Consider the following 25,811-nt stretch of genomic DNA (forward strand, 5'->3'; position numbering starts at 1 on the left):
CGGCAGGAGGAGATTGCGACTGATTCGTGCCATGGGGGCGATGATCTCGGTCATAAATGTTAAAGAAAACCATCAAAGTTGATTATTATGTCTCTGCGTAAAGGCCGCTAGATTGCAAGGCACTGGCCAGGGGGCGGCGGAGACATCCTCATCCCCTGTGCGATCTCTCAGGAGAGCAATCATGAGCCGAACCTTCCGTTCAGCGGCGCGCGCCGCGATCTTTGTGCTTGCCCTGCATGTTGCGACATCCTCTTCCTTTGCCCGGGACATCGATCCTGAGGACCAGGCGCCGCGCAAGGAGATCAATCTTGCCGGCATCGATCTGACAACACCGGAAGGGATGCACCAGGCGCACAGACAAGTCGTCCTTGCCGCTCACGCGGTTTGTGCCGGCGTTGTCGATGTCGATGGAATCCCGATCCAGCGTAATGCCTGTGTCTACAAGGCTCTGTCTCAAGGCCGTCTTCAGGTCGATGCCTTCCATCAACAGGCTTTGGCGGCTGCGAAAGCAACGACGCAATATGCCTACAATGCACCTGCGCCGACCAGCCATAAGCCAAATTGATCAGCTTTCGGTCCATCAACCGCTTGTCGCCCAAGGAGCGTGTATCATGACTTTGCGTGGTGTTTCCGGGCTGGTCCTCGTAGCGATGGTGGCCGCTCTGGGGGCGGTGCCTGCTTCGGCCACGCAGCCTGAAAGCCATGAGCGCAGCATACATTATAGCGATCTCGATCTGTCTCGGCCGGAGGGCAGACGCAGGCTGCATCAGCGGATTGCTGCCGCGTTGGAAGCGGTCTGCGGTTCTTTCGCCGGAACGCAATCAAGTGGAGGCGAGCAGGAAGCGGAAGAGATTGCCCAGTGCCGTGCGGCGGCGCGGGCGCAAGTCGATCAACGTCTCGCTGTTGTTATGGCGAAGGGAGCGGACGTTTCCTCGACCCGTTGAGAGCGGGATCTGGCCCGGCGATCACGGAGCATGCGCCCTGTTTGACTGCGGGCTGTGACTGCGGGATCGAATGAGTTCAGTTACAGGCGAAGCCTTCCGCCATTTGCCCTGGCGGTTTTCGTCTGAAAGCAACGGCGCCCGTCACCTCCGGGCGCCGTTGCACCCATATCGAAGTAAATTCGCAACAATATTCCATCAACAAAATATTTAAAGACTCGTGAAGGGAATATATTTTCTAATACATGTCATTAAATGTGCCAAATAGTCGCAATAATTACATGTAGAATGTTTCGAGATTATTGCAATGCAGCATTGATGTTTTGCAATTCATGCGTATAAAAACCCCATAGGCAATCTGTTGTGACCGGGGGGCGCATGGATGACATCATTCAGGATCTGGTGACGGGCGCCTATGCGGCCGCGCTTGACGACACGCTCTGGGAAGATTGGGTCTGGCGCACAGCGCAGCTGCTTGGCGGGGCCTGCGGTGCGCTCCATGTCGTGGATGCTTCAGGCCGTGTGCAACATCAGACGCAACTGCATGACAATGTTCAGGCGGTGGCGCGCTATCGCGATGAAGAGATCTGGCGCTTCGATCCGCAGGTTTCCTTCGTGACCGGCCTGCGCGGGTCAAAAGTCTACACAGACACCGATCATGTCGATCTGGAGAATTCCGCCACGAAAGAATATTTCGCATGGCAAGCCTCCAATGCTCTGATCAGGCATTATGTCACGGCGGCGGCCCGGTTGAACGGCGGCAGCCATGTGGTGGCCCTGTCGGTCCATCGCGATGTCAAGGACGGGGTCACGCCTGACCTGTCGCGCCGGATCATGGAAAGGCTGTTGCCCGACATGCATCGCGCGCTCGAACTTGGTTTCCTTCACAATCAAAAGCTGACGGCAGCCTATTGGGATGGCTTGCTCACGAAGCGGCAGGAACCTTGCCTGCTGCTGGGCGAAGGCGGGCATGTTCTGCGCATGACCCCCGCCATGGAGGACTTGCTGCGCAGCGGCGATGGTCTGGCCTGCGTTCGCGGCCGGTTGACCTGTGGCGGCGGCATCGCGGATGCGCCGCTCGATGCCTTTGTCGGATCGCTGGCTTCCGCTTTCAGCTTCACGCGAAGCTGCAGCATCCCGCGCCCCTCCGGCAAGGCGCCCTATGTCATGACCGGCTATCCTCTGCCGCGGCGGATGCTCGTGCTCGCGCCCGAAGCGGTGGCCATGGTCAGGGTCATCGTGCCGGGTGATTTTCCCGAAACGGCGCATCATCAATGGCAGGCTGCCTTTGGCTTCACCAGAAAAGAGACCGAATTCGCCAGATATCTCGTTGGGGGGCATTCGGTCGAAACGGCCTCCGCCTGCATGGACATCAGCACGACCACAGCCCGCGTGCATGTCAGAAACCTTCTTATGAAGACGCAGACCAATCGCCAGATGGATATGATCCGTCTGCTTGTCAGGTTCACGGCTTGACGGCGCACCAGGTTTTTGTTGTCGCATCGTTTTCCGCGAAAAACCGGTTCCCGCTTTTTCGCGCGATGCTCTAATCCACACCGGCGGGCAAGGGACCGGTGTGCGTGACGGAACGCGCCTTTTTCGGCAGAACCTTGTCGAAGAAGCGCCGGTTGACGGTGGTGCTGATGCTTTGGTCGATGACCTCCAGCTTCTTGCTCACATGATCGATCTGGTTGACCACGCCGATCGCCGTCCTGATCACCGAAGCGCTGCCCTTGCCGAAATCATAGGTTGGGCGGTCGAAGGTTCCGGCGATGTGCAAAGGCGGGAAAGCGCTGCTGATCAGGGCCTTGCCAGAGTTTACGCCGGACACCAGGGCGATCTTGCCTTTCATGGTCAGGTTCATCTCCATGGCGGGAACCTTGATCGTGCCATCGGCGTCGAGGTTGAAATCCTGAGCGGCAACATGGCCCTCGCGCAGTTCGAGCAGCCCATGATTGAGGACCAGCTGCCCCCTGATCTCACGGAAGGCGGTGCTGCGACCCTGGGCCACGCCGCCGCTGCCATTTTTGGCCTGATCGGCAAAGCTGACATTGGAAAGCGTGCCATTGGCGATCTCGATATGCCCCCCGCCCGAACCGGCCTGCGCCATCATCCGGCCCAGCGCATCGGTGGTGCTGGTGGTCCGGAAGATTTCGGCGGGCAGGGCGGCATCCATATCGGCATTGAGGCGCCCCGATCCGAAGAAGCGCATCCCCGTATCGCGCGCCAGAGCCCCCAGATCGACATCGCGCAATGACAGTTTGGCATGGGCGTTCACACCGCCCACCGCCTGATGGCTGACGGTGACATCGGCGACGGCCTGCCCGCCGCCGGCCATCGCGAAGACGACATGCGCGGTCTTGTCCGCGCTGCCCAGGCTGGACTGGAAACGGATGGTGGGAAAGCCCAGCAGCTCATAATGAGCGTCCCTCAGCAGGCCTGTCACTTGCCCCTGCGTGGCGGGAAAGTCGAAATTGCCGTCGCGCAGCGGGATCACGATATCGCCCGTCATCCCCATGCGGTCGCCATCCAGCCGCAGATCGCTCAGCCGCAACAGGCGATGGGGTGTCAGGGTGACCTGGCTGTCGATGGCCTGCTGGCGCCCCATCAGATCGCGCAGCCAGCCCGGCGCGCCCGCCATCATCATCTGCGCGATGGGGCCCTCCACCCGCACCCGCCCGGTCAGCGCGCCATCCCCGGCGGCGGAAAGCGCCGTGGTGAAGCGCACCCCGCCGATCCGCGCGTCCTGCGCGGCAAGGTCCATCTTTTGCGCATCGCCCTGAACATGCACCGGCACGCTGACCGGATTGTCCATCATGCTGGCCGGCACGATCGCCAGCAGGTTGGGAAACAGCCGCATGACGCTTTCCGCGCGCTTTGCCTCGATCACCATCTGGGCGTCGATCCTGCTGGCCGCCATGATGCGCGCCGCGCCTTTGGCCTGCACATCGCCCAGCCGCACGACCAGATCGGACAGCTGCGTATCCCGGTTCGACTGGGTCATGGTGCCCGCCAGATGAAGCGGGGTATCAGCGGCAAACAGGCCCTTCGCGCTGCTGACATTCTGCAGCACCGTGGCCGCCTTGCCCTCGATGGCGAAGGTCATCGCGCCATCCTCGCGCGGGCGCAGCGTGGCCGAGAGGGTTCGGGAGGTCAGCGTGGCGCTGCGCAGGCCATGGGCCATCGTCAGGTCGATCTCGCCATTGACGGTCTCATCGGGCAGGTACTGGCTCTCCGAGCCCAGCAGATCGCGCAGCGCCTTGATCTGCGAGAGAGGATCGCTGACCAGCGTGAGGTGCAGGGCGCCTTCCTGCGTGCCCGCCAGCACCCCTGCCACGCGCAGCCCTGGCCACTGGCCTGAAATTTGCCCGCCCTTGTGCAGGCTTTCCGCCAGTGGCCCCGCGGCATTGGGCCGGAACGACAGGCTCGCCCCGCCATAGGGTGTATGAGCGGTGGCGCTGATCGCCTGAGCCGCCCGCAGCGTGGCGGGCAAAGTCATCTGCCCATCGGTGACGAGGCGATGGCCGCTGAGCGAGGCGCTGTTGAAATGCAGCCTTGCGTCCTGCCCGCTGTCATAGGTCAGAGAGGCGCCGTCGAAGGCGAGGGGCGCGAAATCCAGCCGGTCGACATCGATCTGCGCATGGATCGACATCGGGCCCGATGACGGGCCATGGCTGCCACCGCCGGCCTTGGCCAGCTCTCCCATGCTCGCCAGCCATGGTGCGGTGACCAGCGGCAGATGGCCATGCAGGTCCAGCGTGGTGGCTCCGCCTTCCACCTTGCCCTTGATCGCCAGCCGCAAGGGCCCTCCGGCCAGATCGGCCTTGTCGATCAGGATACGGGCGGGCTCAAGACGCAGCGCGCTGTCGATCTGGAGCGACGGGGCGCCATGGGTCGCGGCGCCCACCTGCTGGGCCATGCTGGTCCATTGGGCGGGCAGGGCGGGGCTGATCGGCCCCAGCGCCAGCCGGCCGTGGGCCATGACGGCCAGTGCGGTGGAGCGGCTGAAGAACAGGGTGCGCGCCTGAGCATGGAGGCGCAGATCGGGGCTTTGCAATGATCCGCCCAGACCCATGGCCATGCCCGATACCGGCTTGCCCGGATCGCCTTCGATGGTCAGGCCAAAGGGCCTTGGCGTAGCCCACAGGCCCAGCATGCCCGAAGACCGCAGGCGCTGTCCGGCTTGCGGCGCGAGGAAGGTCAGATCGATCAGCGGAGGGGCGGGGGGGCCGTCGCCGCGCGCCAGCGCGAAGCGCAGGGCGCTGCCGGGCGAGGCCTGTTTTGTCAGCTTCAGCGCATAATGCGCTCCATCGGGCGCCGCCAACGCCAGCCCGATATCGACATCCATGGTTCGCAACCGTGCAACACCATCGGCCAGCAGCCCCATTTGTTCGCGCAGTGCGGCATAGGGATCGGTGTTGGTGGCTGCCGATGCGGGCCAGGCTGAAATTTGCAGCTTGCCTTGATGCCGGATGCTGTTGCGCGCGGCATCCCGTTGGCCCTGCCCGGAGGCCGTAAAGGCCTGCGCGGTGAGGCGATAGGAGAGCAGTTGTGCGCCATGGGGGCCATCCTGCGTCAGGCTCAGATCGATGGCATCGGGCAGGTGCGACAGGTCACGCGATGGCCGCACCAGCAGCGCGGCCAGCAGCGGAGCGCTGTGTGTGCCTGTCACGCGAAAACCCAGATCGCCCTGATCGGACCGGGTGGCATGGAGTAGCACATGGCCCTGCGCGCCGCCCCCCACATCGCCATCCCACTGCTGGGCCTGGCCCGACCGGGCGAAGCGCAACTGGCCCTGATAGGGGCCAAAGGCAAAGCGCATCTGGCCCCGCCCTTGCACCATATCCTTGTCGAAAGCGAAGCTGTCGAAAGCCAGATTGCTGTCGATCAGGCGATGGCCGACGACCAGATGGCTGGCTGTCAGATGCAATTGCCCTGTCACCAGACCGATGGGATCGATCCACAGCGATTGCGCCGAGACGATCCGCACCCCGCTGGCGGCCAGCGCCGTGTGGTTGATCGCGAAGATCATGACCGGGCGCGCGGCGGCCAGCCCCAGCGACGTCATGCAGAAGGTCGCCATCACGGCAAGGCCCTGGCGCGATCGCGCGGCGTTCAGAAGAGACAAGATCACCGACCTCCCTGTGGGGTGACGTGGGCCTGTGAGGCGACAGGGCCCGTGAGGCGACATGGGCAAAAGAGGCAAAGCTGGCTCCCGGAACGCCGTGGCCGGGCGACCGGGAGCCAGACCGGGCTCCATCCTCAAGGGGTCAGAAGACGTAGCCCAGCGATGCGGCGATTTTCTGATATTGGCGCCCAAGTGCTCCGTTCACGCCAAACCTCAGCAATGAGGGCGCGCCATTGTGCTTGATCGTGCCCACCGTCAGCGCCATTTCATGGTAGCTGTTCATATAGAGGTCGGTGCCAGTGAAATAGGTGAAGGCATAGCTGGCCTGAATGGCCGTGCCCGATGATCCGAACAGCCTGAAATCAAGATTTCTGCGGTACAGAAGACCATTCTTGAAGGCGACATTCTTGATGCCATAGTCGCCATTGAAAGACTGGATCTTGAAGGGAATGCTCATGTTGTAGGCGACCATATTGGCGATGGTCAGCTGATCCTTGCTGGTGAGCGGCATGACATAGCGGCTGGTCAGCGAAAAATTGCTCAGGATGCTGGCGGCGGCGGCGTCGGCCGATCCGGTGGCGCCAACGCTCGCGCGGGGCGCCAGATACCACTGGTTGCGCGATTCATAGGCCAGCAAGGGAAACTGGAAGCCGACACTGAAGGCCGCGGCGGCGGTCTTGGCGCCGGCCTGCTCGATATAGGTGACCGGCAGGCCGAATTGCAGCTGGTAACGCGGATCGCGGTCGAAGCGGATGGTGTAGGACAGCGGCGCGGTGATGGTCTTGCCCGTCACGCCTTGTGCCGTAAACGTGCCCGCCTGCAGACCGACGAACACCTTGTTGCCCGCATTCGCCGCTGCCGAGGCCGCCGCTGAACCCGCCCCCGCGCTGATGGCGTCACCCACGCCCGTGGTGTCGAAACCAGCGTTGCTGAAGTCCTGCGCGATCATGGAGGATTGCAGGCTGTTGGGATTGCCCGCGGTGGGATCATTGGGCGATGATTTGATCAGGGCCTGCTCGAAGCGCCGGGTGAAATCGCCCGAATTCTTGAGCAGATAATCCTTGAGCATCGTGAGCGATGCCCCGCGACTGCCCCCATTGAACTGTTGCTGGACGCCAAGCGACGGAATGGCGAAGCTCAGGGCAGAGCTGTTGACCGGGAAGGCCAGGGCAATCGGCACGCCGCGGAAATTGACCGTTGCATTGATGCCCGATGTCGATTGGCTGGATGAGGGAACGATGCTGTGAAAATAGTCCGAGTTGATCAAAAGAACAGCATCGGATGCGTTGGAAATGCCAAAAGAAAAGTTTGTGGGATTTGTGGACGATGGTTGAGTGACTGTTCCATAGACTTGAAACAATTTCCCGCTCATATCCTGCGCGTCGGCTTGTCCATAAAACGTCGCCATCAAAGGAATTGCGCAGAGGTATTTAATGTGTCTCATGAATCGCCCCCGATTTCATTAAAGAAATTTCAAATGTAAAATTTGTAAATCGGATCTGACGTATTGGAATTTTGCTTTATTTCAGCAATAATCGCCATGGTGTATTGACGAAATCAATTTTGTTCCGTTATGAGATTCGTTTTACTTGGTCGTGTGAGTGATAGGTCATGTGCTGACCTGTGAAGAGGCAGATCCGCCTATGAACCGATGACGCCAACCTCGCCGCCATTCACGGCGATTTTCGCGAAGTGCAGTGCAAATCGGCGAAGGCGCGCTGTGTCGCGATGACCCGTCAAACCTGAAGCAGGCCATATTGCGCTCTCGATGCAAGGCGCGGGCCGTCGTTCCCCAGCCGGGCAATGAGGCTCATCTTCATTGTAAAGTGACAGGCATGGCTGAGAAATGTGAATCACCCCGGATTTGCCGGAGAGTCCAGGCTTTGAGGCGCCGCTGAACGAAAGCCCGCTTTCGACGATTGCGAATGAGCCCGTGAACGTTGTCTTTGTCAGCGAGGCCTGTCGTCATTCCAGAACAAGATGTTCGGCGAGGAAATCGACGAAGACCCGGGTCTTGGGGGGCAGATAGGGATTGGCAGGCCAGAGCACGCGGAAAGCCCCTCTATCTCGGACATGTCCATCCAGCAGATTGACCAGCGTCCCCTGGCGCAGATGGTCCGCCACGGCAAAGGGCGGCAGGCAGGCCACACCGAAACCTTGTTGTGCCAGATGGACCAGGGGGTCGATCGTGCTGGCGATGGTGGTTCTGGGCAAATCGAGCGACAGGTCGACGCCATCGCGCACCAGTGGCCATGGCTCGAGCCGCCCGGTGTTCATGTAACGGTGATGCAGGCAGTCGTGGTTCAGCAGATCCTCGGGCGCCAGGGGTGTGCCTTCCCGCGCCAGATAGGCGGGCGAGGCGACGATCCGGTGCCGGAACATGCCCAGCTTGCGGCTCATCAACCGGCTGTCGGCGATGTCACCCGTGCGGATCACGGCGTCGAAGCCTTCCTCGATCACCGACACCATGCGATCCGTGAAATCGAGGTCCATGCGGATGGCGGGCCATGCGCGCATGAAGGCGGTCAGGATCGGCATCAACAGCATGCCGGCAATCGGCAAGCTGACCCGCAACACGCCTTGCGGCGCGGCGGTGGACTGGATCAGCATGGCTTCGGCGGCATCGATTTCCTCGAAGATACGGCGGCAATGATCGAGGAACTGGAGACCTTCGGCGCTCAGCGTCATGCTGCGCGTGCTGCGATGGAACAGGCGCACGCCCAGCCGGTGTTCCAGCCTGCCGATGGCTTTGCCGACCGCAGAGGCTGAAATCCCCAGATCGCGCCCGGCAGCGACAAAGCTGCCCGCTTCGGCGGCGCGCACAAAGGCGTTCAAGGCACTCAAGCGGTCCAAAGAGATGGTCCTTTCATTGCGGACATCAGAGTCCTGTCTGATCGGAATTGTAGCATGTTTTTCCGCTTTATGGTGGCGCTTATGTCGTGGGTGCCGAAGAACCCCGGCGCAATCGAGGAGTCCCCACCGTGCCCACAACGCCCCAGGCCAGCTTTGCTTCCATGCCGCAACCGACGGTCTTCATCGTCAATGTCATCCACGCGCATCCCGGCAAGCAGGACGAAGCCTTCGCCATCATCAAGGATGTCGTGCGCCACGCTTCAGGCAAACCCGGCTTTCTGTGGAGCAACCTCTCGCGCAGCACCAATGGCAAGACGGTGGTCAACATCGAGGCCATTGCCGATCCCGACCGCGTGGGCGCCTTCTTTGGCGATCCGGTGTTCGTCGAGAAATTTGCCCGGCTCGATGCCGTGTCGACCAGCGAATTTCACACCTATCGCGTTGGGGAACTTATTTTTCCGGCCTCTGCTGAAGCCCTGGCCTCATGACCGCTCTTGTGGCCTCACGGCGCGACAGCCTCCCGCTTCCCGGCCTATTGGCGCTGGCCGCCTCGGGCTTCCTGACCATTCTGACCGAAGCTCTTCCGGCTGGCCTGCTGCCGCAGATCGCTCAAGGCCTTACCATCTCGCAGGCGATGGCGGGGCAGATGATCACGATCTACGCGCTGGGATCGCTGCTCGCCGCCATTCCCCTGACCAAAGCCACCCAGCACTGGCCAAGACGCCCCCTGCTGCTGCTGGCCATCGCGGGCTTTGCCGGCGTCAATCTCGTGACGGCACTGTCATCCTCTTACGCGGTCATCATGGGGGCACGGTTTCTGGCCGGCGTGTCGGCGGGCCTGCTATGGGCCTTGCTGGCCGGTTATGCCGGACGCATGGTCCCCGCCCATCTGCAAGGGCGGGCCATCGCCATCGCCATGGTCGGAACGCCGCTGGCCCTGTCGATCGGCCTGCCCGCCGGGACCTGGTTAGGGGCCCTGGTGGGATGGCGGGTCAGTTTTGGCATCATGAGCGGGCTGACCGTGTTGCTGGTCGGTTGGGCATGGCTGACCTTGCCCGATTTTGCCGGTGTTCGCAAAAGCCAGTCCGTATCGCTGGTGCATGTGCTGACCATACCGAGGGTGGCCACGACCTTGCTGGTCACGCTGGGTTTCGTGTTGGCGCATAACATTCTCTACACCTACATTGCCCCGTTTCTGGCGCAGGTCGGTATGGCGGCTGAGACAGGCCGCGTGCTGCTGGTGTTCGGCGTGGCAGCGCTGGCCAGCATCTGGGTGGTCGGCGTGCTGGTCGATCGCCACCTGCACCGCCTGACCATGGCGGCAATCGTGCTGTTTGCTGTGGCGGCCTTGCCTTTGGCTTTCGGGGGCACGTCTCTGGTGATCTATGGCGGTGTCGTCTTGTGGGGGCTTGCCTTTGGCGGCGCGGCCACCCTGTTTCAGACAGCATTGGCTGAGTCCGCGGGCCACCATGCCGATATCGCGCAGTCGATGATCGTCACGGTGTGGAATCTGGCCATTGCCGGGGGCGGGCTGGCAGGCGGGCTGATCCTTGAAGGCTTGGGCGTAAAGGCTCTGGCCTGGAGTGTGATGCCCCTCTTGCTGCTGTCCTTTTACGCCGCCCGATTGTCTGGACGGGTGAAACCAGATTTGGATGGGATATCCCGGATGTGAAGGGATGAGTGCTGTTAGCGAGCAGTGTCGATGAGCTGAAGGTCTGCTCCGTCGGCGGCCTTCTGTTCCGGCCATTTTGGCGTTATGGGGTTTCCGTGGCCAGCAACCGGTATCATCATTTCGCCTGGTATCATGGCATGGAACTGTTCGAGGCAGCCTTCAGCACCCAGACATTTGCCCGCCACGCGCATGAAGGTTTTGCCATCGGCGCGATTGTCGATGGCGTGGGCGGCTATGTCTGCCGGGGCGAGAGCATGACCGTTCCCGCCGGATCGCTGTCTCTGATGAACCCGCAAGAGGCGCATACCGGTCATGCCGCCGCGGGCCAGGTGCGCTACAGCATGCTTTATGCCAGCGAAAGCGCGGTGAGGGCGGTGCTGGGGCTGCGCGTGCTGCGCGGTTTCCCCGATATTGCCACGCGCGACCGCGATCTGAAGGTCACACGCGCGCTGGCACGGTTGACGCATGGCCTCCATGCCCCCGGCACCACGGACCGCCGACTGGTGGCCGAGGAGGCGATGCATGACATTCTGGCCCTGACCTTCACGCATTACGCCCGGGCCGACCTGCGCCAGCCGGGCCGGGAACCCGTCGCCATTCAGAGGATGATCGACCGCATCCGATCCGGCGTGGAAACCGGCGAGGCCCTGAGCCTCGCCGATCTGGCCGCCGACACCGGCTGGAATCCCTCCTACCTTATCCGCGCCACCGCGCGCGCTACCGGCATGACGCCGCATGGCCATGTGCTGCACGCCCGTGTCGAGTTTGCCCGGCGCCTGTTGCTGGACGGAATGCCCGCGGCGCAAGCGGCGCTTGCCGCCGGTTTCAGCGATCAGGCCCATCTGATCCGTCATTTCCGCCGCCATTACGGCGTGACGCCGGGAGCGTTGATCCGCCACTGAGCAGGTCAATTTCGTTCAATCGCGACGTTTCTTTTGCTGCCAGCACGGCGGCGAAAGGATCACTGCCCATGTCTTCGCCCCCTGCTACCCTTCATCCCGCCAGCGCATCGGAGAGGCGATGATGCTGCCGCCTGTCGAAACGCTGCTGGCGATGGGCAGTTTTGCGCTGGCCGGATCGGCAACGCCCGGCCCGGTCAACATCATCGGCGCGATGACAGGCACGCGGCACGGCACGCTCCGGGCCCTGCCTTTCGTGACAGGCGCGACCGTCAGCTTCCTGGCTCTGCTGCTGATCTGCGGCACCGGCATGCTGGCTCAGGCCGGGCCAGTCCTGCTGGTGGCGCGGCCCATGACGCTGCTGGGCTCGGCCTATCTGCTGTGGATGGCATGGGGGCTGGCGCGCAGCGACGGCGCGATCGGTGCTGCGGACCGGCGCGGCATTCCGGGCTTCTGGTCCGGGGTGATGGTGCAGGGGCTCAATCCCAAGGCATGGCTGGTCGTGCTCTCGGCGCTCTCCACCTTTATTCTGCCGCTGGGCGATCCACGCGCGGGGCTGGTGACTTTCGTCCTCCTGTCCGGCCTCATCTGCTGGCCATCGCTGGCGCTCTGGGCCTGGGTCGGTTCGCGCATCCCCCAGAGAGCGATGCGCCTGTTCAATCGCGCCATGGCCCTGGCCCTGCTGATCTCCGTGGGCTGGATCGTGTGGCAGGCGCTGGCATAGGCCTGCGCCTCTGGTTATAGCGAGCACGGCAGGCTTGCGGCGAAGCGCGGTTCCTCCCCTGTCTGACCCCCGGCGATCCAGTTGCGCTTGGCGCGCAGGTAATCTGTCATCACCGCCAGATCGCACGCCTTGCGCTCCATAATGGCAAGCTGGGTATCCATGATCTCGACCGCGCGCTCGCGCGACAAACCCTCGGCCTGCATCTCGTCATTCACCCGGGCGATATCCTTGAGCGACATGCCCAGCGACTGACCAAAGCGGATCATGGCGGCAATCTGGATGTCGCGCTCGGTGAAGCGGGCATAGGGATTGCTGCCGCCCAACTGCCCGCTTTCCGGGGCGAGCAGCCGCTTGCGCATATAGAAGCGGATGGTGGCGGCGCTCAATCCGGTCCGTTTCGCGAAATCTCCAATCAGCATGCATTGCGCCCTTGACCATGAACCTTGGTTCACCCTTATAGGCCATGGCTCCCCCTTGTGGAGCCTTGATATGAATGATGTTTCTTCCGCGCAGACGCCCCTTGCCTTCGTGACAGGCGCGACGGGCCTGCTGGGCAACAATCTGGTGCGCGAGCTGTTGGCCGAAGGGTTTCGTGTGCGTGCCCTCGTCCGTTCGGCCGAAAAGGCGCAGCAGCAGTTCGCCGGCCTTGAGGTCGAGATCGTGACCGGCGACATGCTGGCTGTCGAGGGTTTCGCCCCGGCACTGGCGGGGGTCGATGTGGTGTTCCACACGGCGGCCTATTTCCGCGATTCCTATACCGGCGGCAGCCATTGGGCCAAACTCCACGCCGCCAATGTGCTGGGGACCAGAGCCTTGTTGCAGCACGCCTATGCCGCAGGCGTGCGCCGGTTCGTCCATGCCAGTTCCATCGCTGTGCTGCGCGGCGAGCGTGGCCAGATCGTGGACGAAACCATGCTGCGCGACGAGCGCGATGCCGACGATTACTACCGCAGCAAGATCCTTTCGGACCGTGAGGTGCTGGCCTTTCTCGACCATCATGCGGATTTCTGGGCCGCGATGGTGCTGCCCGGCTGGATGCATGGGCCCGGTGACATGGGGCCGACGTCTGCCGGTCAGACCGTCCTCGATGTCGCCCATGGCAAGTTGCCCGGTGTGCCGCCCGGTTCGGTCTGCTTCGTCGATGCGCGCGACGTGGCGCAGGCCATGATACAGGCCCACCGACAGGGACGCCGAGGCGAACGCTATCTGGCGGCAGGGTGCCACTTCACCATGGCGGATTTGATGCCGCTGATGGGTAAGGCGCTGGGTGTAAAGGTGCCCACGCGGCGCATCCCTCTGGCCTTTCTCTATGTCATTGCCGCGATTGGCGAAATCCAGGCTCGCCTGACGGGTAAGCCTGTCCTTTTCAGCTGGGCCATGGCCCGCGCTTTGTCGACCGAGAACGAGCGATCCCGCTTCAGTGCCGCCAAGAGCCAGGTCGAGCTGGGCCTTGCGTTCAGGCCGGTGGAGGTCACGTTGCAGGATGAAGTCGCGTGGTTCCGGGCGCAAGGATGGCTGGCGTGACGCTTCGGCGTGCCATCGGGGCATGGTCTTGGAAACAGTTGCGGGCGGCCTGGCTGGTCCGTTCGGAATGCAGCACGTAAAGCTCGGTGACGGAAATCGCGATGCAGCTTGGGGATGTTTAGATTGACGAAAGCCACCGCGATCACGAAATTGGGCATCAGCGCGGCGGCATGCACAGTGGCCGCCAGCCCGACCACTGTGCTATTTGAAATAGGCGGGCTGACAGCGACAGCATGCATCCTCGTGAGGCTGCTGATCGCGAGCATGGCGCCAATGCCGCCCACCGCACAGACGTCAGGGTTGACGATGTCGGCTGCCCTAGCCGCAAAGACTGGCAGGAACTGCTGCGGTGTGCACAGTGCCTCACCCACCACGACAGGTGTGTCGATAGCGTTGCGGACCTGCTCCGTTTCCGCAAGACTTTTCGAAGGGGAGGGTTCCTCATACCAACTGATACCGGCTTTCGCGAAGCGCCGTGCGAGGCGATTGGCGATCCCAGGCGCAGCCGCCTATGCCCGTTCACCATGATCTCCACATCGGGGCTGACCACATCTCGCAGCGCGAATAGCCGCGCGACCGCCCCAGCCTTCCAAACCATCGCGCGTCGAGACCTTCACAAAGAGCAAGGCTGCCCCGGGCGTCGCGGAAAAGAGGAAGGGTTCGATACGATCGATGATCATCATGCGAGCGTTCCTGAAAGGCTGCCTATCGGGGCGTGGCGAACTGCTAGGTCAGATCCGGACTCGTCCATGGATGGGGGCGGGCCGCAAGGCTTCTCCTCTCCAGTCACTGCTGAAAGAAAATATGACGGCAACAGGCAGAGAAACGTTCTTTGTGAACCGTTCGACCTCCCATATCGGGCGGCGATGACCCGCTGCCGTTAATTTGGCTCTTCCATCCAGGGTGTCGTCCGCTTCTTTTGGCTAGCCTTTGACGCTAGAGTTCATGGCTATGCCCGAGCGTCTCTAGAATATCGCGGCGCAAATTTTGTAGCTCGGGCGCGTCGCGATGACGTGGATAGGGGGCGTCGACCCGGATTTCTTGCAATATACGGGCGGGGCGAGCGCTGAAGATGATGATGCGCTGGGCAAGCAACAACGCCTCTTCGACGTCATGTGTCACCAGGATGCTGGTGAAGCCAGCGTCCTGCCACAGCCGGAGCAACTCAGCCTGCATCGTCAGGCGGGTCAGGGCATCAAGCCGCCCGAGCGGTTCGTCGAGTAGCAAAAGGCCGGGATCGTTGACGAGAACGCGTGCAAGCGCCGCGCGTTGCGCCATGCCGCCTGACAGTTCGTGAGGCAGGGCAGTGCCGAACCCTTCGAGCCCGACCTGCTTTAAAGTCGCTTCTACCCGGTGGCCGTGTTCGCAGGCGAGTCCTCTCGCCTCCAGCCCAAGGGCGATATTCTGCCGGATTGTGCGCCATGGATAAAGCGTGGGGTCCTGAAAAACCAGCAGGCGCGAAGGGTCAGGACCGATGATGCGGACCTTGTCGGCCCCGACCTTGCCCTCCCTTGGCGCGTCGAGGCCGGCCATCAGCCGTAGCAGCGTCGATTTCCCGCAGCCGCTCGGCCCGAGCAATGCAACCGATTCCCCTGCCGCCACATCGAGGTCGATGCGGTCGAGCACAGGCAGACGTTCGCTCCCCTTGTCGAACCAGTGGCTGAGATTGCGGAGTTGAACCGAGATGCCGGTGATACCCGCTTCTGGCGCCGTTTTGTGTGTCGCAGTCACCACCGGACCATCCCTTTCTGCCATGCGAGCACACGATCGCGCACGAAAAACAACAGGCTGATAATCGCGGAGAAGAGCAGCGCCATCAGGACCAGATCGGCATAGAGATTGGCATAGGCTGCCCAACCCTGCGCCCATTGCAGATACCAGCCCAGCCCTGCCTTCACGCCCATCATTTCGGCGATGATCAGCACGGCAAATGACGCCCCGAGCCCCATGAACAGGCCCACGAAGACATGAGGAAGCGCAGCTGGAACGGCGACCCTCGTCACAAGAAAGCGCTCGTTTGCACCCAGCGTCCGGGCAATGTCGTAATAGCTGCTGCTGACGCTCTTAATGCCCGAGGACGTCAGCACTGCAACCGGGAACAGAGTGGACAGTGCGATCAGAAATGTACTCGCGCTCCATGAGTTTGGCAGGAAGAAAAAGGCGATGGGCAGCCATGCGGTGGCTGGAAGCGGGCCGACGAAGCGCAGGATCGGATGGCCCCAATAGCTCACGGCCCGCGACCATCCGACCGCCACACCAATCGCAAACCCCGTCAGCGCGCCGGCGAGATAGCCCGGCACCAGCAGAATCATCGAGCGAGCAGCGCTTTCGGCAAGGCGGCCGTTGTCGTCGGTATAGACCTCGAGAATGGCTTGTGGTGGCGGGAAGAAGGGCAGCGGAAGAAGGCCGGTCTTGGCTGTCAGCATTTCCCAGACAGACAGGGCAATGGGAAGGGCGGTGAACCATGGGGCCAGCCGATTCAGCCATGGCAGGCGCTCGGCAGGCAGCGCGAAGGCTGCGATGGCAAGCGACAGGGCGCCAAGCACCTCGAAGATCGCCAGCAAGGAGGTGCGGAGCCATGATGTCTGGTCGGGCCATGCCGCAGTCACCGCCGCTGCTCCTCCCCAGGCGGCGACCGCCGCGAGGTTGGTGTGCGACATGGTGCGGAGGCGGAAGGCCGGCGCAGTCCCCGGCGCCTCGGTCGGGGCGAAAGTGGTGCTCATGGTGTTCATCGCTGATCCTCAAGCCAGGACATTGTGGGTCACCTTTGCCGCGAACAGCTCCGGCACTGTGCTTTCGCGCAGCACGCCGACGTCGCGCAGTTCGGCGGCGTAGCGCGCGACTTCCTGCGTCAGTTCCGCGCCCACCGGGTGGTGGTTGTGGGTTTGGCTGCGCAGCACGGCGACCAGGTCCGCTTCACTGGCCTTGGCATAGGGGGCGAAGACGCGCGCCACCGCTTCCGGCTGCTGTGAGCAGATGGAGGCCGCCTGCGTCAGGGACAAAGCGAGAGCCGTGGCGGAGGCGGGATCATCGCGCAACAGACGACCACTGGCACCGAGCGTGCAGCAAAAGCGGTTCTGCCAAGGTTTGGAGAGGTTTGAGAGCACCTCCACCAGATCGCCGCCCGAGGCTTTCTGGAGTTGATAGACAAGCGGATCGGAGTCGACGAAGGCATGGATCTCCCCTTTTTGCGCAGCCGCGGCCAGCAAGGGCGCGGGGAAGGCACGCCAGGTGACGTCCTTGTTGGGATCGATCCCGTTCGCCTTGAGCAGCACAGCCAGAGCGTTGCGCCCCGCGCCGCTGATGTCCGCAAGGCCGATGGTCTTGCCGCGCAGGCTCTGGGGATCGTCAGTGATGCCGCGCTGCCGGGATCCGACCACACGCATGCAGCCGCCATGCGTGCCGGCGATCAGCTTGACGTCGAAGCCCTGCTCAAGCGGTTTGATCCAGCGCAGGATCATACCCACGCCGGCATCTGCCTTGCCGGTGGAGATCGCTTCCAGCAATTGGTCGGTTGATCCGGCGAAGTTCACCAGTTCGACATCGAGGCCGTTACGGGCGTAAATTCCCTCGCTTTTGGCCAGAAGCGCGGGGGCGAGGCAGATAGCATTGGCATTCCAGGCCAGTTTGATCCGGCGTTTGCCATCCGCGCTTCTTGGCAATTCGCGGTGCCCAAAGCGGCTTAGGCCGATCGCTGCGGCACTTGCGGCCAAAGCCGCGCCGCCAGCGAGCAGTCCGCGCCGTCCGATGGCGGGCGAAGGGGTGGAGGGCGCGGGTTCGACAATGTCGTCATTTTCATCAAGATTTGCCATGGAAACCCGCTTTCATGCCGAATTGGATCGCAACATCGTTGGGGCTGGGGAGGCAGAGAGGTTTGTGCATAGCGCGCCTGTCTCATCGCTTATTTGGATGGACATCATGCCATCAGATCGGGGGCACATGTCCGGGAGTCCCGCGAAAGCTAGGATCTGATCGGAAACGAACCATCGAAAGCCCCGGTCAGATCGGGAATCTTGTCGATGATACCAGTGGCTTTGTAGCGTTTCAGGATCGCCAGTTCCTCGGCGGCCAGGCGGTCATCGACCTGGACCGGATCGCTGCTCAGATCCTCGACTGTGAAGCGGGCGACATCGCCGGGTAGCCCGGTTTCCCTGGCCAGCACAGCGGCATAGGCGTCCTTGTGTCCGGCAAGCCAATGCCGTGCCCGCGACAGGCGTTGAAGAAAATCGGCGATCTGGGTGTGTTTGCCGGCGATGGCCTTGTCACTGGCGGCAAAGAAGACGGGTTGGGGCGGCAAGGCCGTCGCATCCGCCAATGATCGCTCATGGTCCCGCAGCAGCGCATAGCCGACATAGGCGCTCCACGTCGACCATGCGTCGACCGCGCCGCTGGCCAGCGCGGCCTTGGCCTCGGCATTGTTGAGATAGACCCAGTGGATGTCGCCGGGCTGAAGATGTTCGCGCTCAAGCAGACGCAGGGCAAGATCCTGTCCCGCCGAACCACGGATCGTGGCCAGGCGCTTGCCCTTGAGATCGGCGAAGGATCTGAGCGGCGATGTGCCCGCCACGATGATCGCCGAACTGCGCCCGCGTGTCGGGCTCGGGTGCTGGAATCCGGCTTGGACGACCTTGATTTTCGCGCCGCCCGCATAAGCGAAGGCAAAGGGCTGGCAGCCAAGGCCACCGACATCGACGGCGCCGGAATTCAGCGCCTCAAGCAGAGGGGCCGCCGCCGGGAACATCGCCCATTCGATGGTGTAGGGCATATGGTCGAGTTCGCCCGACGCCTTGAGTAGCGCCTGAACCCCGCCGCGCTGGTCACCCACGATCAACGCGGGGCTGGCGCCGGAGGCCTCTTGTTGGGGGCCATGCCGCCAGCTGGAAGCTCCGAGCAAAGCCGCGAGCGCCAGACCGACCCCGGCGAGAAGGCGCCAACGGCGGATACCCCGACCTTCTCCGGTTGATGACTGTTCGGAGGTCATACTCGCAGCGTGCTCCAGATGTCTATCGGCAACCATCGATAGACATCCGGAATATCGTGTCGTCGTCCAATATGAATTTCTCAATATTCGATCGTGATGCTCATCATTCGTGTGACGATGCGAGTGGATGGTGTGATTGCGATCGCCATGATGCTAACTGCAAAAGAATTTTTTGATGACGGTGCAAAAAAAATTTATCGAACCCCGATATCACTCGCCCGGATGTCTTTGGTGATGGAATAATTTCATAAATCGATCGTGAAATTCGAGAAATGAAAATAGATTGAGATCACCTCAATTGCCATCAGTTAAATCAATATAATTTCGGCGGAGACTTTTTGCATGGTTGTCCCGGGCCTGCTCGGGCCGTGACCAACCGGAAAGGGAACTCCATGTCCATCGACACATTGGCGAAAGATGCCGACGCTGCCTCGGTTCTCGACATTCGACCGCTTCAGCCCACGATCGGCGCAGAAATTCACGGCATCGACATCAGCCAACCCCTCACGCCCACGTTGCGCGATGCGATCCGCGCGGCGGTTATCAAACACAAGGTGCTGTTCTTTCGCGACCAGACACTGACCGCCGAAACACAAGCCGCCTTTGCTGCCCATTTCGGACCGCTCTATACCCATCCCACCACCCGCCATGATGCCGCGCTGTCGCCGATCCACAAGATCGCCGCGGCCGACAACCGCCATTATGACAAGCTGGTTGGTACCCGCCCGATCAAGCCGGGCGAGGCCTATCACACCGATACAAGCTGGCGGCTGGTGCCCACATGGGGCGCTGTGCTGCGTGCGGTCGATCTGCCGCCCATCGGTGGCGACACGGTCTGGGTGGATGCCCATCTGGCATGGCAGGGCCTGCCACAAGATCTGCGCGACAGGCTGGAGGTTCTTTACGTCACGCATGATTTCCGCCCGGCGTTGAAAGCTGCGGGGCATGACTATCCCATTGTCAGCCATCCGGTTGTGCGCACCCATCGAGAAAGCGGCGAAAAGACCCTGTGGGTCAATTTTACCCAGACCCCCCAGATTCTGGGCGTCAGCCTTGAGGAGAGCGAGGCCCTGCTTGAGGCGGTGCTGTTGCAATACAAGCGACCTGAATTTCAGGTCCGCTTCAACTGGAGGCCGGGCTCGGTCGCTTTCTGGGACAATCGCGGTGCCGTGCATTACGCGGTGCGCAATTACGGAGACTATCCGCGTCTGCTCGACCGCGTGCTGATCGCCGACGAACCGCTCTGGGCCGATCTCTGATCCTGAGGGCATCTCCTGTTGTGGCGCCCCGGCCATGATCGCCGGGGTGCTTCAGGATTTCGGCCTATCCACATGAAAGGTTTCTCTGTGACTGTCCTGACCACCGCGCAGGGGGCGCGGCGCCCTGTTGCCACCTCCATTCACCTTCTGACACTGGCCCTGCTGACAGGCACCGCTCTGCATCCCTCACCGGGGTGGACGGCCGCGCCTCTGGCGCCGCTTCCCGATGTGCCGGGCATCGCGCCCCGCCCCGCCGATGCGGCCGTCACTGCGGGGGACGCCGATGCGGAAGGCCCCGGCATCACCGTCACCGGCTCGAAACCGCCGGAAACGGTGAGTTCGGGCGCATTGGGCGCGCGCTCGGTGCTTGAAACGCCGTTTTCAGTGGCTCAGGTCGATGCTGGCGACATCCAGCGCAATGCCGCCACCACCATCGACGCGGCCTTCGCCTATGACGCCGGGGTGCGTTCCAACAATTCCGGTGTGGCCTCTGGCAACACCTTTTCGGTGCGGGGGATCGGCATAGACCGCACCAATGGCTACAAGCTGGATGGCCTCGCCTTTCCCTACTGGTTTCAGGACCATCCGATCGAGCATCTGGAGCAACTTCAGATCCTGAAGGGAGCGGGTGGCTTTGCCTATGGCTTTGCGGCGCCGGGCGGCGTGGTCAACATGGTCTCGAAACGCCCGACCCGGGATTTCCAGGCTCTGGCCAACATCAGCTATCGCTCATCAAGCATCCTGCGTGAACATGTCGATCTTGGTGGGCCGTTGAACGAAGCGGGCACGGTGGGCTTCCGTTTCAATGCCGTCAACGAACAGGGCACGCTCTACAATGGTGCCTACAACAAGGATCAGTTCCTTTCGCTCGCGCTTGATTTCAAGCTCAGCGACAAGCTCAGCGCCAGCCTTGATGGCTTCTATCAACGCACCAGGCAGGACAATCAGGTCAACACCATCTCGCTCAAGCAGGGGGTGACGAACCTCGCCACGGTCAGCGGCGATCTGCAACCGGGTGCGGCGGGCAGCACGAAGTTCAACGATGTGGACAGCATCACGGGCCGGTTGAACTATCAGATCAGCCATGACTGGAAGGCCAGCCTCGCCGCGCGCTATGCCGCATTGGATGAACGTTTTCCCGGCAGCACGGTGACCGTGACGAACAATGCCGGCGATTACACCGAGACCGCCTTTAACATGAACCGGCTTTTCCGCTATTACGTGGGCGACGCCAGCATCGAGGGCAAGTTCGATACAGGGCCGATCCATCATCTGATCACCGGCGGCCTGTCCTCGATCACCGTCCAGTTCGATTACGACAATCCCACGCCCTATACGCTGACCACCACCGCCAACATCTACAATCCCAATTCCACGCCATCGATCCTGGGCAATGCCAATGCGCTTACCGCCAACCGGCCGCCCAACTATCAGCGCTATCAGGAGATCCACCAGAAAGCGGCCTATGCCTCCGACACGCTGAGCTGGGGGCCGGTTTCGGTGCTGCTGGGCCTGCGCTACACCGATTATGAGGAAATCAATTACCCCTATGCCACGACGGCGACCACGGCCACCGCGCCCTATGTCACGACCACGGCGACATCGGGATATTCCTATTTCCATTATCGCCCGGTGTCGCCGGTCTATTCGGTATCGCTGGACATCGCGCATGGGCTGCGCGCCTATGTCACCTATGTCGAGGCGTTGCAGCGTGGCGGCCTTGCCCCGGTGACGGCCAGCAATCCGAATGCGTCCTATGGCCCGCTGACCACCACCCAATATGAAGCCGGGCTGAAAAGCCAGGGTCGCTGGGGCAGCGCCAGCCTGGCAGTCTACCGCATCGCCACGCCATCGGAATATACCAATGCCGCCAACACTTTCGTTCGCGATGGCACGGCGCGCTATCAGGGGATTGAGGGTAATGTCACGCTGACCCCGGTCAAGGGCCTGTTTCTGGGCGGATCGGTTGCCTTGCTGGATGCCAGGCAAATCTCCGGCAATGCCGCCATCGTCGGCAAGAAAGTGCCCGGCACGACCGGCTTCCAGATTTCGGGTCAGGCCGAATATGCCCTGCCTTTCGCGCCCGGTGTCAGGATCAATGGCGGTCTGCGCCACTCCGGCCGTTCCTATGGCTTTTCGGACAATTCCTTTATCTATGGCGCATCGACCATCGGCGATCTGGGCGCCAGCTATGCGCTGAGCGCGAAGGGACACGATGTGCTGCTGCGCGCCAATGTGCTCAACGTCGCCGATCAGCGCTATTGGGTGCCGGGCGCAACCGGCACTACCATCTCGCCGGGGGCGCCACGTACCTTCAGCCTGAGCGCGCAGCTTGCCCTGAATGGTTCCCGTCACGACGACGGTTCGCCGCCCGTGATCGCAAGCGGAAGCAATGACCGGGTGCGGAACGGTGCCTATCTCTCGATCGAAGGCGGTGTGGCGGCGCCATTGGGCTTCAACGCCACCACGGTCAACAAGACCACCAACACCAGCGCCGCGCCTGTCGCCAATGGCCTCTATGTCCACCAGAAGGCAGGCTGGGATCTCGATGCCGCACTGGGGTACAGCTTTGGCCGCCTGCGTGGTGAAGTGGAGGCGGGGTACAAGCGCTACAACATCGGCGCCATCGCCTATAACAACGCCAGCGTCCCGCTGCTGTTGCAGCGCGATGTCGCCACGCCGGTCGCCGGGCTTTACGGCAATGCCGGAGGGCGGACAGGTGTGCTCTCCTTCCTCGCCAATGGATTGGTCGATCTGGGGGCGCGTGATGCTCGGTTTGGGGCCTTTGTGGGCGGTGGTCTGGGGCTGGCGCGTGTTGCCAGCGGCCATTGGGCGCTCGACAAGGCGACTTCGGTGGCCTTCTCCAACGATTTGCAGACGGCGTTCGCCTGGCAGGGGCTGGCGGGTCTCCGCTATGCGCTGAACAGGCGCACCGATGTGACGATCAAGTACAAATATTTCATTGTCCCCAATCTGCATCTGCGCACAGCCAATGGCAATGAAATCGACGGAAATCTCAAGAGCCACAGCGTTCTGGCCGGACTGACCTTCCATCTTTGAGATGGCGGGGCAGGTGACTAAGGGCGCAGGGCGCGTTTGCGAGCATGATCGGGAGATAGTCCCGGTCATGCTTTGCCTCCATGGCGCGAGGAGGAGATTTCGCTGCCATGTCGACTTCAACGGCAGAAACGATGATTGGTCAAGGCCAAGATCCTCGTGAGGTGACCCACAACAATCAGAATGCGACGCCTTCGATCGTCGCGAAGGGCTTGCGCATGAACCCCATGATCAGCCAGCTTTGAATGCCTGTTTCCGCACAGGCTTCAATGCTTTTGCCTGATCATGCCCGGCAACATGTTCTTTGGGTGAATGGGCAGCCGGATCGACTGCCCATTCCCGCCCGCCTGTCAGTACGCGAAGGCGATCTTGGCAACCACGGTGCGCGGAGGATTCTGCGGCCCGAGCCACAGGCTGGGCGTGCCGCCCCAGGTGATGGACTGGTAGGCGATGTGATTGGTCAGATTCTTGCCCGTCACGGAAAGGGTCCAGTGGCCGCCCGCCGGCGTGTAGCTGAGCCCGGCGTTCAGATAGGCCTGAGCGGGAACCCGCGCCTGCGCGTAATTGTAGACATCGGAAAAATAGGATGTCTCATAGGTGGCATTGGCGTTCAGGCTGACCTCGCCCGGAACGCGCAGCGGCAGGCGCCAGCTGCCTCCGCCCGAGAGCTGCCAGCGCGGGCTGAAGGGCAGTTGGTTGCCGGTCACGCTGATCAGATTGGCTGCGGTGGTGCCCCCGGCATTGGGAAAATTATCATAGCGGGTCAGTAGATAGCTGGCATTGGCATTGGCGGTGAGGCGGCTGGTGGGCTGGGCGGTGGTCTCCAGCTCGAAACCGGCGGTATGGGCCTTGGGCGCGTTGGAACGCGCGGAGACCAGCGTGTTGTTCACCGGGCTGATGACCGAAGCGGTAGCCTGAAGGTTGCGATAGTCATTGTAGAAACCCGTGGCGTTGATGCGCAGGCGGTGGCCCAGCCAATCGGTCTTGAAGCCGGCCTCATAGGTGGTGACGGTTTCCTGATCATAGGGCAGGGCGCTGGCCAGCGAGGTCGCCCGGTTGTTGTAACCACCGGCATCCACCCCCTTGGCCACGCTGACAAAGCCGAAGATCGTGGGGGCGAATTGGTAGGACAGACCCACCTTGGGCGTGAAATTGCGCCACACCTTGCTGCCTTGATAGGTGAAATTGGCCGCGGAGCTGATCGGGTTTCCGTTGAAATCCGTGGTGATGCCCGCGAAGGTGAACTGCCGCTTCTGGGTTGAATAGCGGCCGCCCAGCGTGATGGTGAGCCTGTTTGTGGCATGCCAGTTGCCTTGCAGATAGGCGGCATAATTATGCGTTTTGGTGTCGCCGATCTGGTCGAAGGGATTGGCTGGATTGGCACTGGCCGCCGTGGCTGACACCACATAGCCGATACGGTCGCTGCTGAAATCCTCATAGAGGTAGAACAGGCCGCCGGTGAAATCCACCGGGCCATACTGGCCTTGCAGTTGCAGCTCCTGCGTGAATTCCTTCTCGTGATATTTGATCAGATTGTCGGAGATCGACACCAGCTGCGGCGCGCTGGTGCTGTAGGGCACCAGCGGCTGGCCATCATTGTTGTAATTGACCGGATCCTGCGCGAAACGGCGCAGCGAGCTGATCGCATGCACCGTCAGGTGGGGATCGATCTCATAGCTCAGCTTGGCGGAGGCGCCGCTGGTCCAGGACTTGTTGAGCGGCGCCTGCGAGGCATAGCTTGTGTTGGGCTGATAGGCGCCATAGACCGGCCTGGCCAGCGTGCCGCCGATGATCGGGCGCACGGGCGTGTAATAGGCGGTCGAGGAATGATCGACCGTGCCGTCCAGAGTGATCAGCGCCTTGAACTTGCTCGATGGGGTGAAGAGCAGCTTGAAACGCCCGCCGGTGGTGTCCTGATCGTTGACGCGCCGGTTCAGTGTGGGATTCCAGGTGTAGCCCTCATGCTGATCATGCGCGACGGCAAGGCTGGCGCTCAGCAGGCCGGGGATCAGCGCGCCTGAAACATAGCCATGGACATTGGCCGTGTTGTAGCTGCCATAGGAGACATCGCCTTTGGCGGTCAGCTTTTCCGTTGGCGTCTTGGTGATGTAGCGGATCGCGCCCGCCGCCGCATTCTGGCCGAACAGCGTGCCCTGTGGCCCGCGCAGCAGTTCGACCCGCTCGATGTCGGTCAGGTCGGTCATGCCGTTGATGGCGCGCGGCAGATAGGTGTCGTCCAGATAGACGGCGACGGAAGGGTCGAAGATCGGATCGGAATTGCCGATGCCACGAATGTAGAAGATCTGGGTGCTGGGCGTGATGCCAGACTGGGCGATGAAGAAGCCGGGGATCTGCCCGGCCAGATCACGCGCCGTGATGGTGTTATGCGCGGCGATCTCGCCCTGGCCCAGCACACTGACCGCGACGGGCGTGGATTGCAGCTTGCTCTCGCGCCTGGTGGCGGTGACCACGATATCACCCACCGCGCTGGCCGAACCGTCCTGAGGCGTCGGATCGGAGGTGTCCGCCTTGGTGGCGACATTCGGCGTATCGGCCAGCACCATGCCGGGCAGCAGGGATGCGCCAGCCAACAGCAGGAGCGCCTTGCGTGGAAAGCGGGTGAAAGCGCGGGCAGACCGCTCGGGGGCGGTGGGGTTGGAAGCAGTCATGTCGGGAACCCTCACGGTGATGTGTTGCCGTCAGGGCTAGTCAGGCGCTGAAAGCCGAGGAAGCGAGTTTTTCACAAGAGATCATCAGGGGGGCTCATAGATCG

21 protein-coding genes and 1 pseudogene are annotated in these 25,811 nt (G+C 62.2%); 12 read left to right on the top strand and 10 right to left on the bottom strand.

From position 1 onward, the window contains the following. The first annotated feature begins 181 nt into the window (after positions 1–181). The 3 genes from SR3_RS30525 to SR3_RS09875 all read left to right on the top strand — a co-directional run bounded on the left by SR3_RS30525 (position 182) and on the right by SR3_RS09875 (position 2,417). Complete coding sequence (locus tag SR3_RS30525) at positions 182–565, top strand: UrcA family protein (RefSeq protein ID WP_084455307.1); 384 nt, start codon at positions 182–184, stop codon at positions 563–565. 46 nt (positions 566–611) lie between these two features. Continuing rightward, entirely contained in the window at positions 612–944 is a 333-nt protein-coding gene (locus SR3_RS31820) for a UrcA family protein (protein ID WP_068084574.1), read from the top strand. A gap of 375 nt (positions 945–1,319) precedes the next feature. Further along, the gene (locus SR3_RS09875; RefSeq protein WP_068084577.1) at positions 1,320–2,417 is read left to right on the top strand and encodes a helix-turn-helix transcriptional regulator; all 1,098 of its coding nucleotides are present in this window, start codon (positions 1,320–1,322) and stop codon (positions 2,415–2,417) included. Positions 2,418–2,487: 70 nt separating this feature from the next. Here SR3_RS09875 and SR3_RS09880 read toward each other — a convergent pair whose 3' ends face one another. From SR3_RS09880 to SR3_RS09890, 3 genes are all read right to left on the bottom strand, one after another. Continuing rightward, entirely contained in the window at positions 2,488–6,075 is a 3,588-nt protein-coding gene (locus SR3_RS09880; protein ID WP_068084580.1) for a hypothetical protein, read from the bottom strand. 136 nt (positions 6,076–6,211) lie between these two features. Continuing rightward, positions 6,212–7,336 (bottom strand): hypothetical protein, encoded by a 1,125-nt coding sequence (locus SR3_RS09885; protein WP_068084583.1) that lies wholly within the window; start codon positions 7,334–7,336, stop codon positions 6,212–6,214. Between the two features lie 698 nt (positions 7,337–8,034). Further along, positions 8,035–8,922 carry a LysR family transcriptional regulator gene (locus SR3_RS09890; RefSeq protein WP_068084586.1) on the bottom strand — a complete coding sequence of 296 codons (888 nt, stop codon included), beginning with the start codon at positions 8,920–8,922 and terminating at the stop codon, positions 8,035–8,037. Positions 8,923–9,050: 128 nt separating this feature from the next. Here SR3_RS09890 and SR3_RS09895 point away from each other — a divergent pair, with 128 nt between their 5' ends. The 4 genes from SR3_RS09895 to SR3_RS09910 all read left to right on the top strand — a co-directional run bounded on the left by SR3_RS09895 (position 9,051) and on the right by SR3_RS09910 (position 12,217). Beyond that, positions 9,051–9,410 (top strand): antibiotic biosynthesis monooxygenase, encoded by a 360-nt coding sequence (locus tag SR3_RS09895; RefSeq protein WP_068084589.1) that lies wholly within the window; start codon positions 9,051–9,053, stop codon positions 9,408–9,410. Beyond that, on the top strand, positions 9,407–10,594 hold the full coding sequence (locus tag SR3_RS09900) for an MFS transporter (protein WP_068084592.1): 1,188 nt from the start codon (positions 9,407–9,409) through the stop codon (positions 10,592–10,594). The genes SR3_RS09895 and SR3_RS09900 overlap by 4 nt, the downstream gene beginning before the upstream one ends. 95 nt (positions 10,595–10,689) lie before the next feature. Beyond that, positions 10,690–11,496, top strand: coding sequence for an AraC family transcriptional regulator (locus tag SR3_RS09905; protein ID WP_157098761.1), 807 nt, complete (start codon positions 10,690–10,692; stop codon positions 11,494–11,496). A gap of 118 nt (positions 11,497–11,614) precedes the next feature. Beyond that, positions 11,615–12,217, top strand: coding sequence for a LysE family translocator (locus tag SR3_RS09910; protein ID WP_068084595.1), 603 nt, complete (start codon positions 11,615–11,617; stop codon positions 12,215–12,217). Between the two features lie 14 nt (positions 12,218–12,231). On the opposite strand, the gene SR3_RS09915 is transcribed toward SR3_RS09910, so the two are convergent. Beyond that, a complete protein-coding gene (locus SR3_RS09915) occupies positions 12,232–12,636 on the bottom strand; it encodes a MerR family transcriptional regulator (protein WP_068084598.1) in 405 nt (134 codons plus the stop codon). Positions 12,637–12,706: 70 nt separating this feature from the next. Between SR3_RS09915 and SR3_RS09920 the strand changes: the two genes are divergently transcribed. Beyond that, positions 12,707–13,741 (top strand): SDR family oxidoreductase, encoded by a 1,035-nt coding sequence (locus SR3_RS09920; protein ID WP_068084600.1) that lies wholly within the window; start codon positions 12,707–12,709, stop codon positions 13,739–13,741. A 131-nt stretch (positions 13,742–13,872) separates the two neighbouring features. On the opposite strand, the pseudogene SR3_RS32775 reads toward SR3_RS09920, so the two are convergent. The 5 genes and pseudogenes from SR3_RS32775 to SR3_RS09940 form a co-directional block, all read right to left on the bottom strand. Beyond that, a pseudogene (locus tag SR3_RS32775) lies at positions 13,873–14,235 on the bottom strand (enolase C-terminal domain-like protein); the annotation flags it as partial. 442 nt (positions 14,236–14,677) lie between these two features. Then, positions 14,678–15,472 carry an ABC transporter ATP-binding protein gene (locus tag SR3_RS09925; protein WP_245653853.1) on the bottom strand — a complete coding sequence of 265 codons (795 nt, stop codon included), beginning with the start codon at positions 15,470–15,472 and terminating at the stop codon, positions 14,678–14,680. Then, the gene (locus tag SR3_RS32175; protein ID WP_068084606.1) at positions 15,469–16,473 is read right to left on the bottom strand and encodes an ABC transporter permease; all 1,005 of its coding nucleotides are present in this window, start codon (positions 16,471–16,473) and stop codon (positions 15,469–15,471) included. Before SR3_RS32175 ends, SR3_RS09925 begins: the two co-directional genes overlap by 4 nt. A 9-nt stretch (positions 16,474–16,482) precedes the next feature. Continuing rightward, the gene (locus SR3_RS09935; RefSeq protein ID WP_245653854.1) at positions 16,483–17,454 is read right to left on the bottom strand and encodes an ABC transporter substrate-binding protein; all 972 of its coding nucleotides are present in this window, start codon (positions 17,452–17,454) and stop codon (positions 16,483–16,485) included. Positions 17,455–17,702: 248 nt separating this feature from the next. Next, positions 17,703–18,635 (bottom strand): ABC transporter substrate-binding protein, encoded by a 933-nt coding sequence (locus SR3_RS09940; RefSeq protein WP_218018789.1) that lies wholly within the window; start codon positions 18,633–18,635, stop codon positions 17,703–17,705. Positions 18,636–18,815: 180 nt separating this feature from the next. Between SR3_RS09940 and SR3_RS31255 the strand changes: the two genes are divergently transcribed. The 4 genes from SR3_RS31255 to SR3_RS32630 all read left to right on the top strand — a co-directional run bounded on the left by SR3_RS31255 (position 18,816) and on the right by SR3_RS32630 (position 23,283). After that, positions 18,816–18,965, top strand: a complete 150-nt coding sequence (locus SR3_RS31255; protein ID WP_157098762.1) for a hypothetical protein — start codon at positions 18,816–18,818, stop codon at positions 18,963–18,965. 149 nt (positions 18,966–19,114) lie between these two features. After that, positions 19,115–19,981: a TauD/TfdA dioxygenase family protein gene (locus SR3_RS09945; protein ID WP_068084617.1), complete on the top strand. Its 867-nt coding sequence runs from the start codon at positions 19,115–19,117 to the stop codon at positions 19,979–19,981. Positions 19,982–20,068: 87 nt separating this feature from the next. Continuing rightward, on the top strand, positions 20,069–23,041 hold the full coding sequence (locus SR3_RS09950) for a TonB-dependent receptor domain-containing protein (protein WP_245653855.1): 2,973 nt from the start codon (positions 20,069–20,071) through the stop codon (positions 23,039–23,041). A 107-nt stretch (positions 23,042–23,148) separates the two neighbouring features. Continuing rightward, the gene (locus SR3_RS32630) at positions 23,149–23,283 is read left to right on the top strand and encodes a hypothetical protein (protein WP_281198715.1); all 135 of its coding nucleotides are present in this window, start codon (positions 23,149–23,151) and stop codon (positions 23,281–23,283) included. 105 nt (positions 23,284–23,388) lie between these two features. Here the strand turns inward: SR3_RS32630 and SR3_RS09955 are convergent, their stop codons facing one another. Then, positions 23,389–25,707, bottom strand: coding sequence for a TonB-dependent receptor (locus tag SR3_RS09955; RefSeq protein WP_068084626.1), 2,319 nt, complete (start codon positions 25,705–25,707; stop codon positions 23,389–23,391). Between the last annotated feature and the right edge of the window lie 104 nt (positions 25,708–25,811).

The sequence above is a fragment of the Novosphingobium rosa NBRC 15208 genome (assembly GCF_001598555.1).
Taxonomy (GTDB): Bacteria; Pseudomonadota; Alphaproteobacteria; order Sphingomonadales; family Sphingomonadaceae; genus Novosphingobium; species Novosphingobium rosa.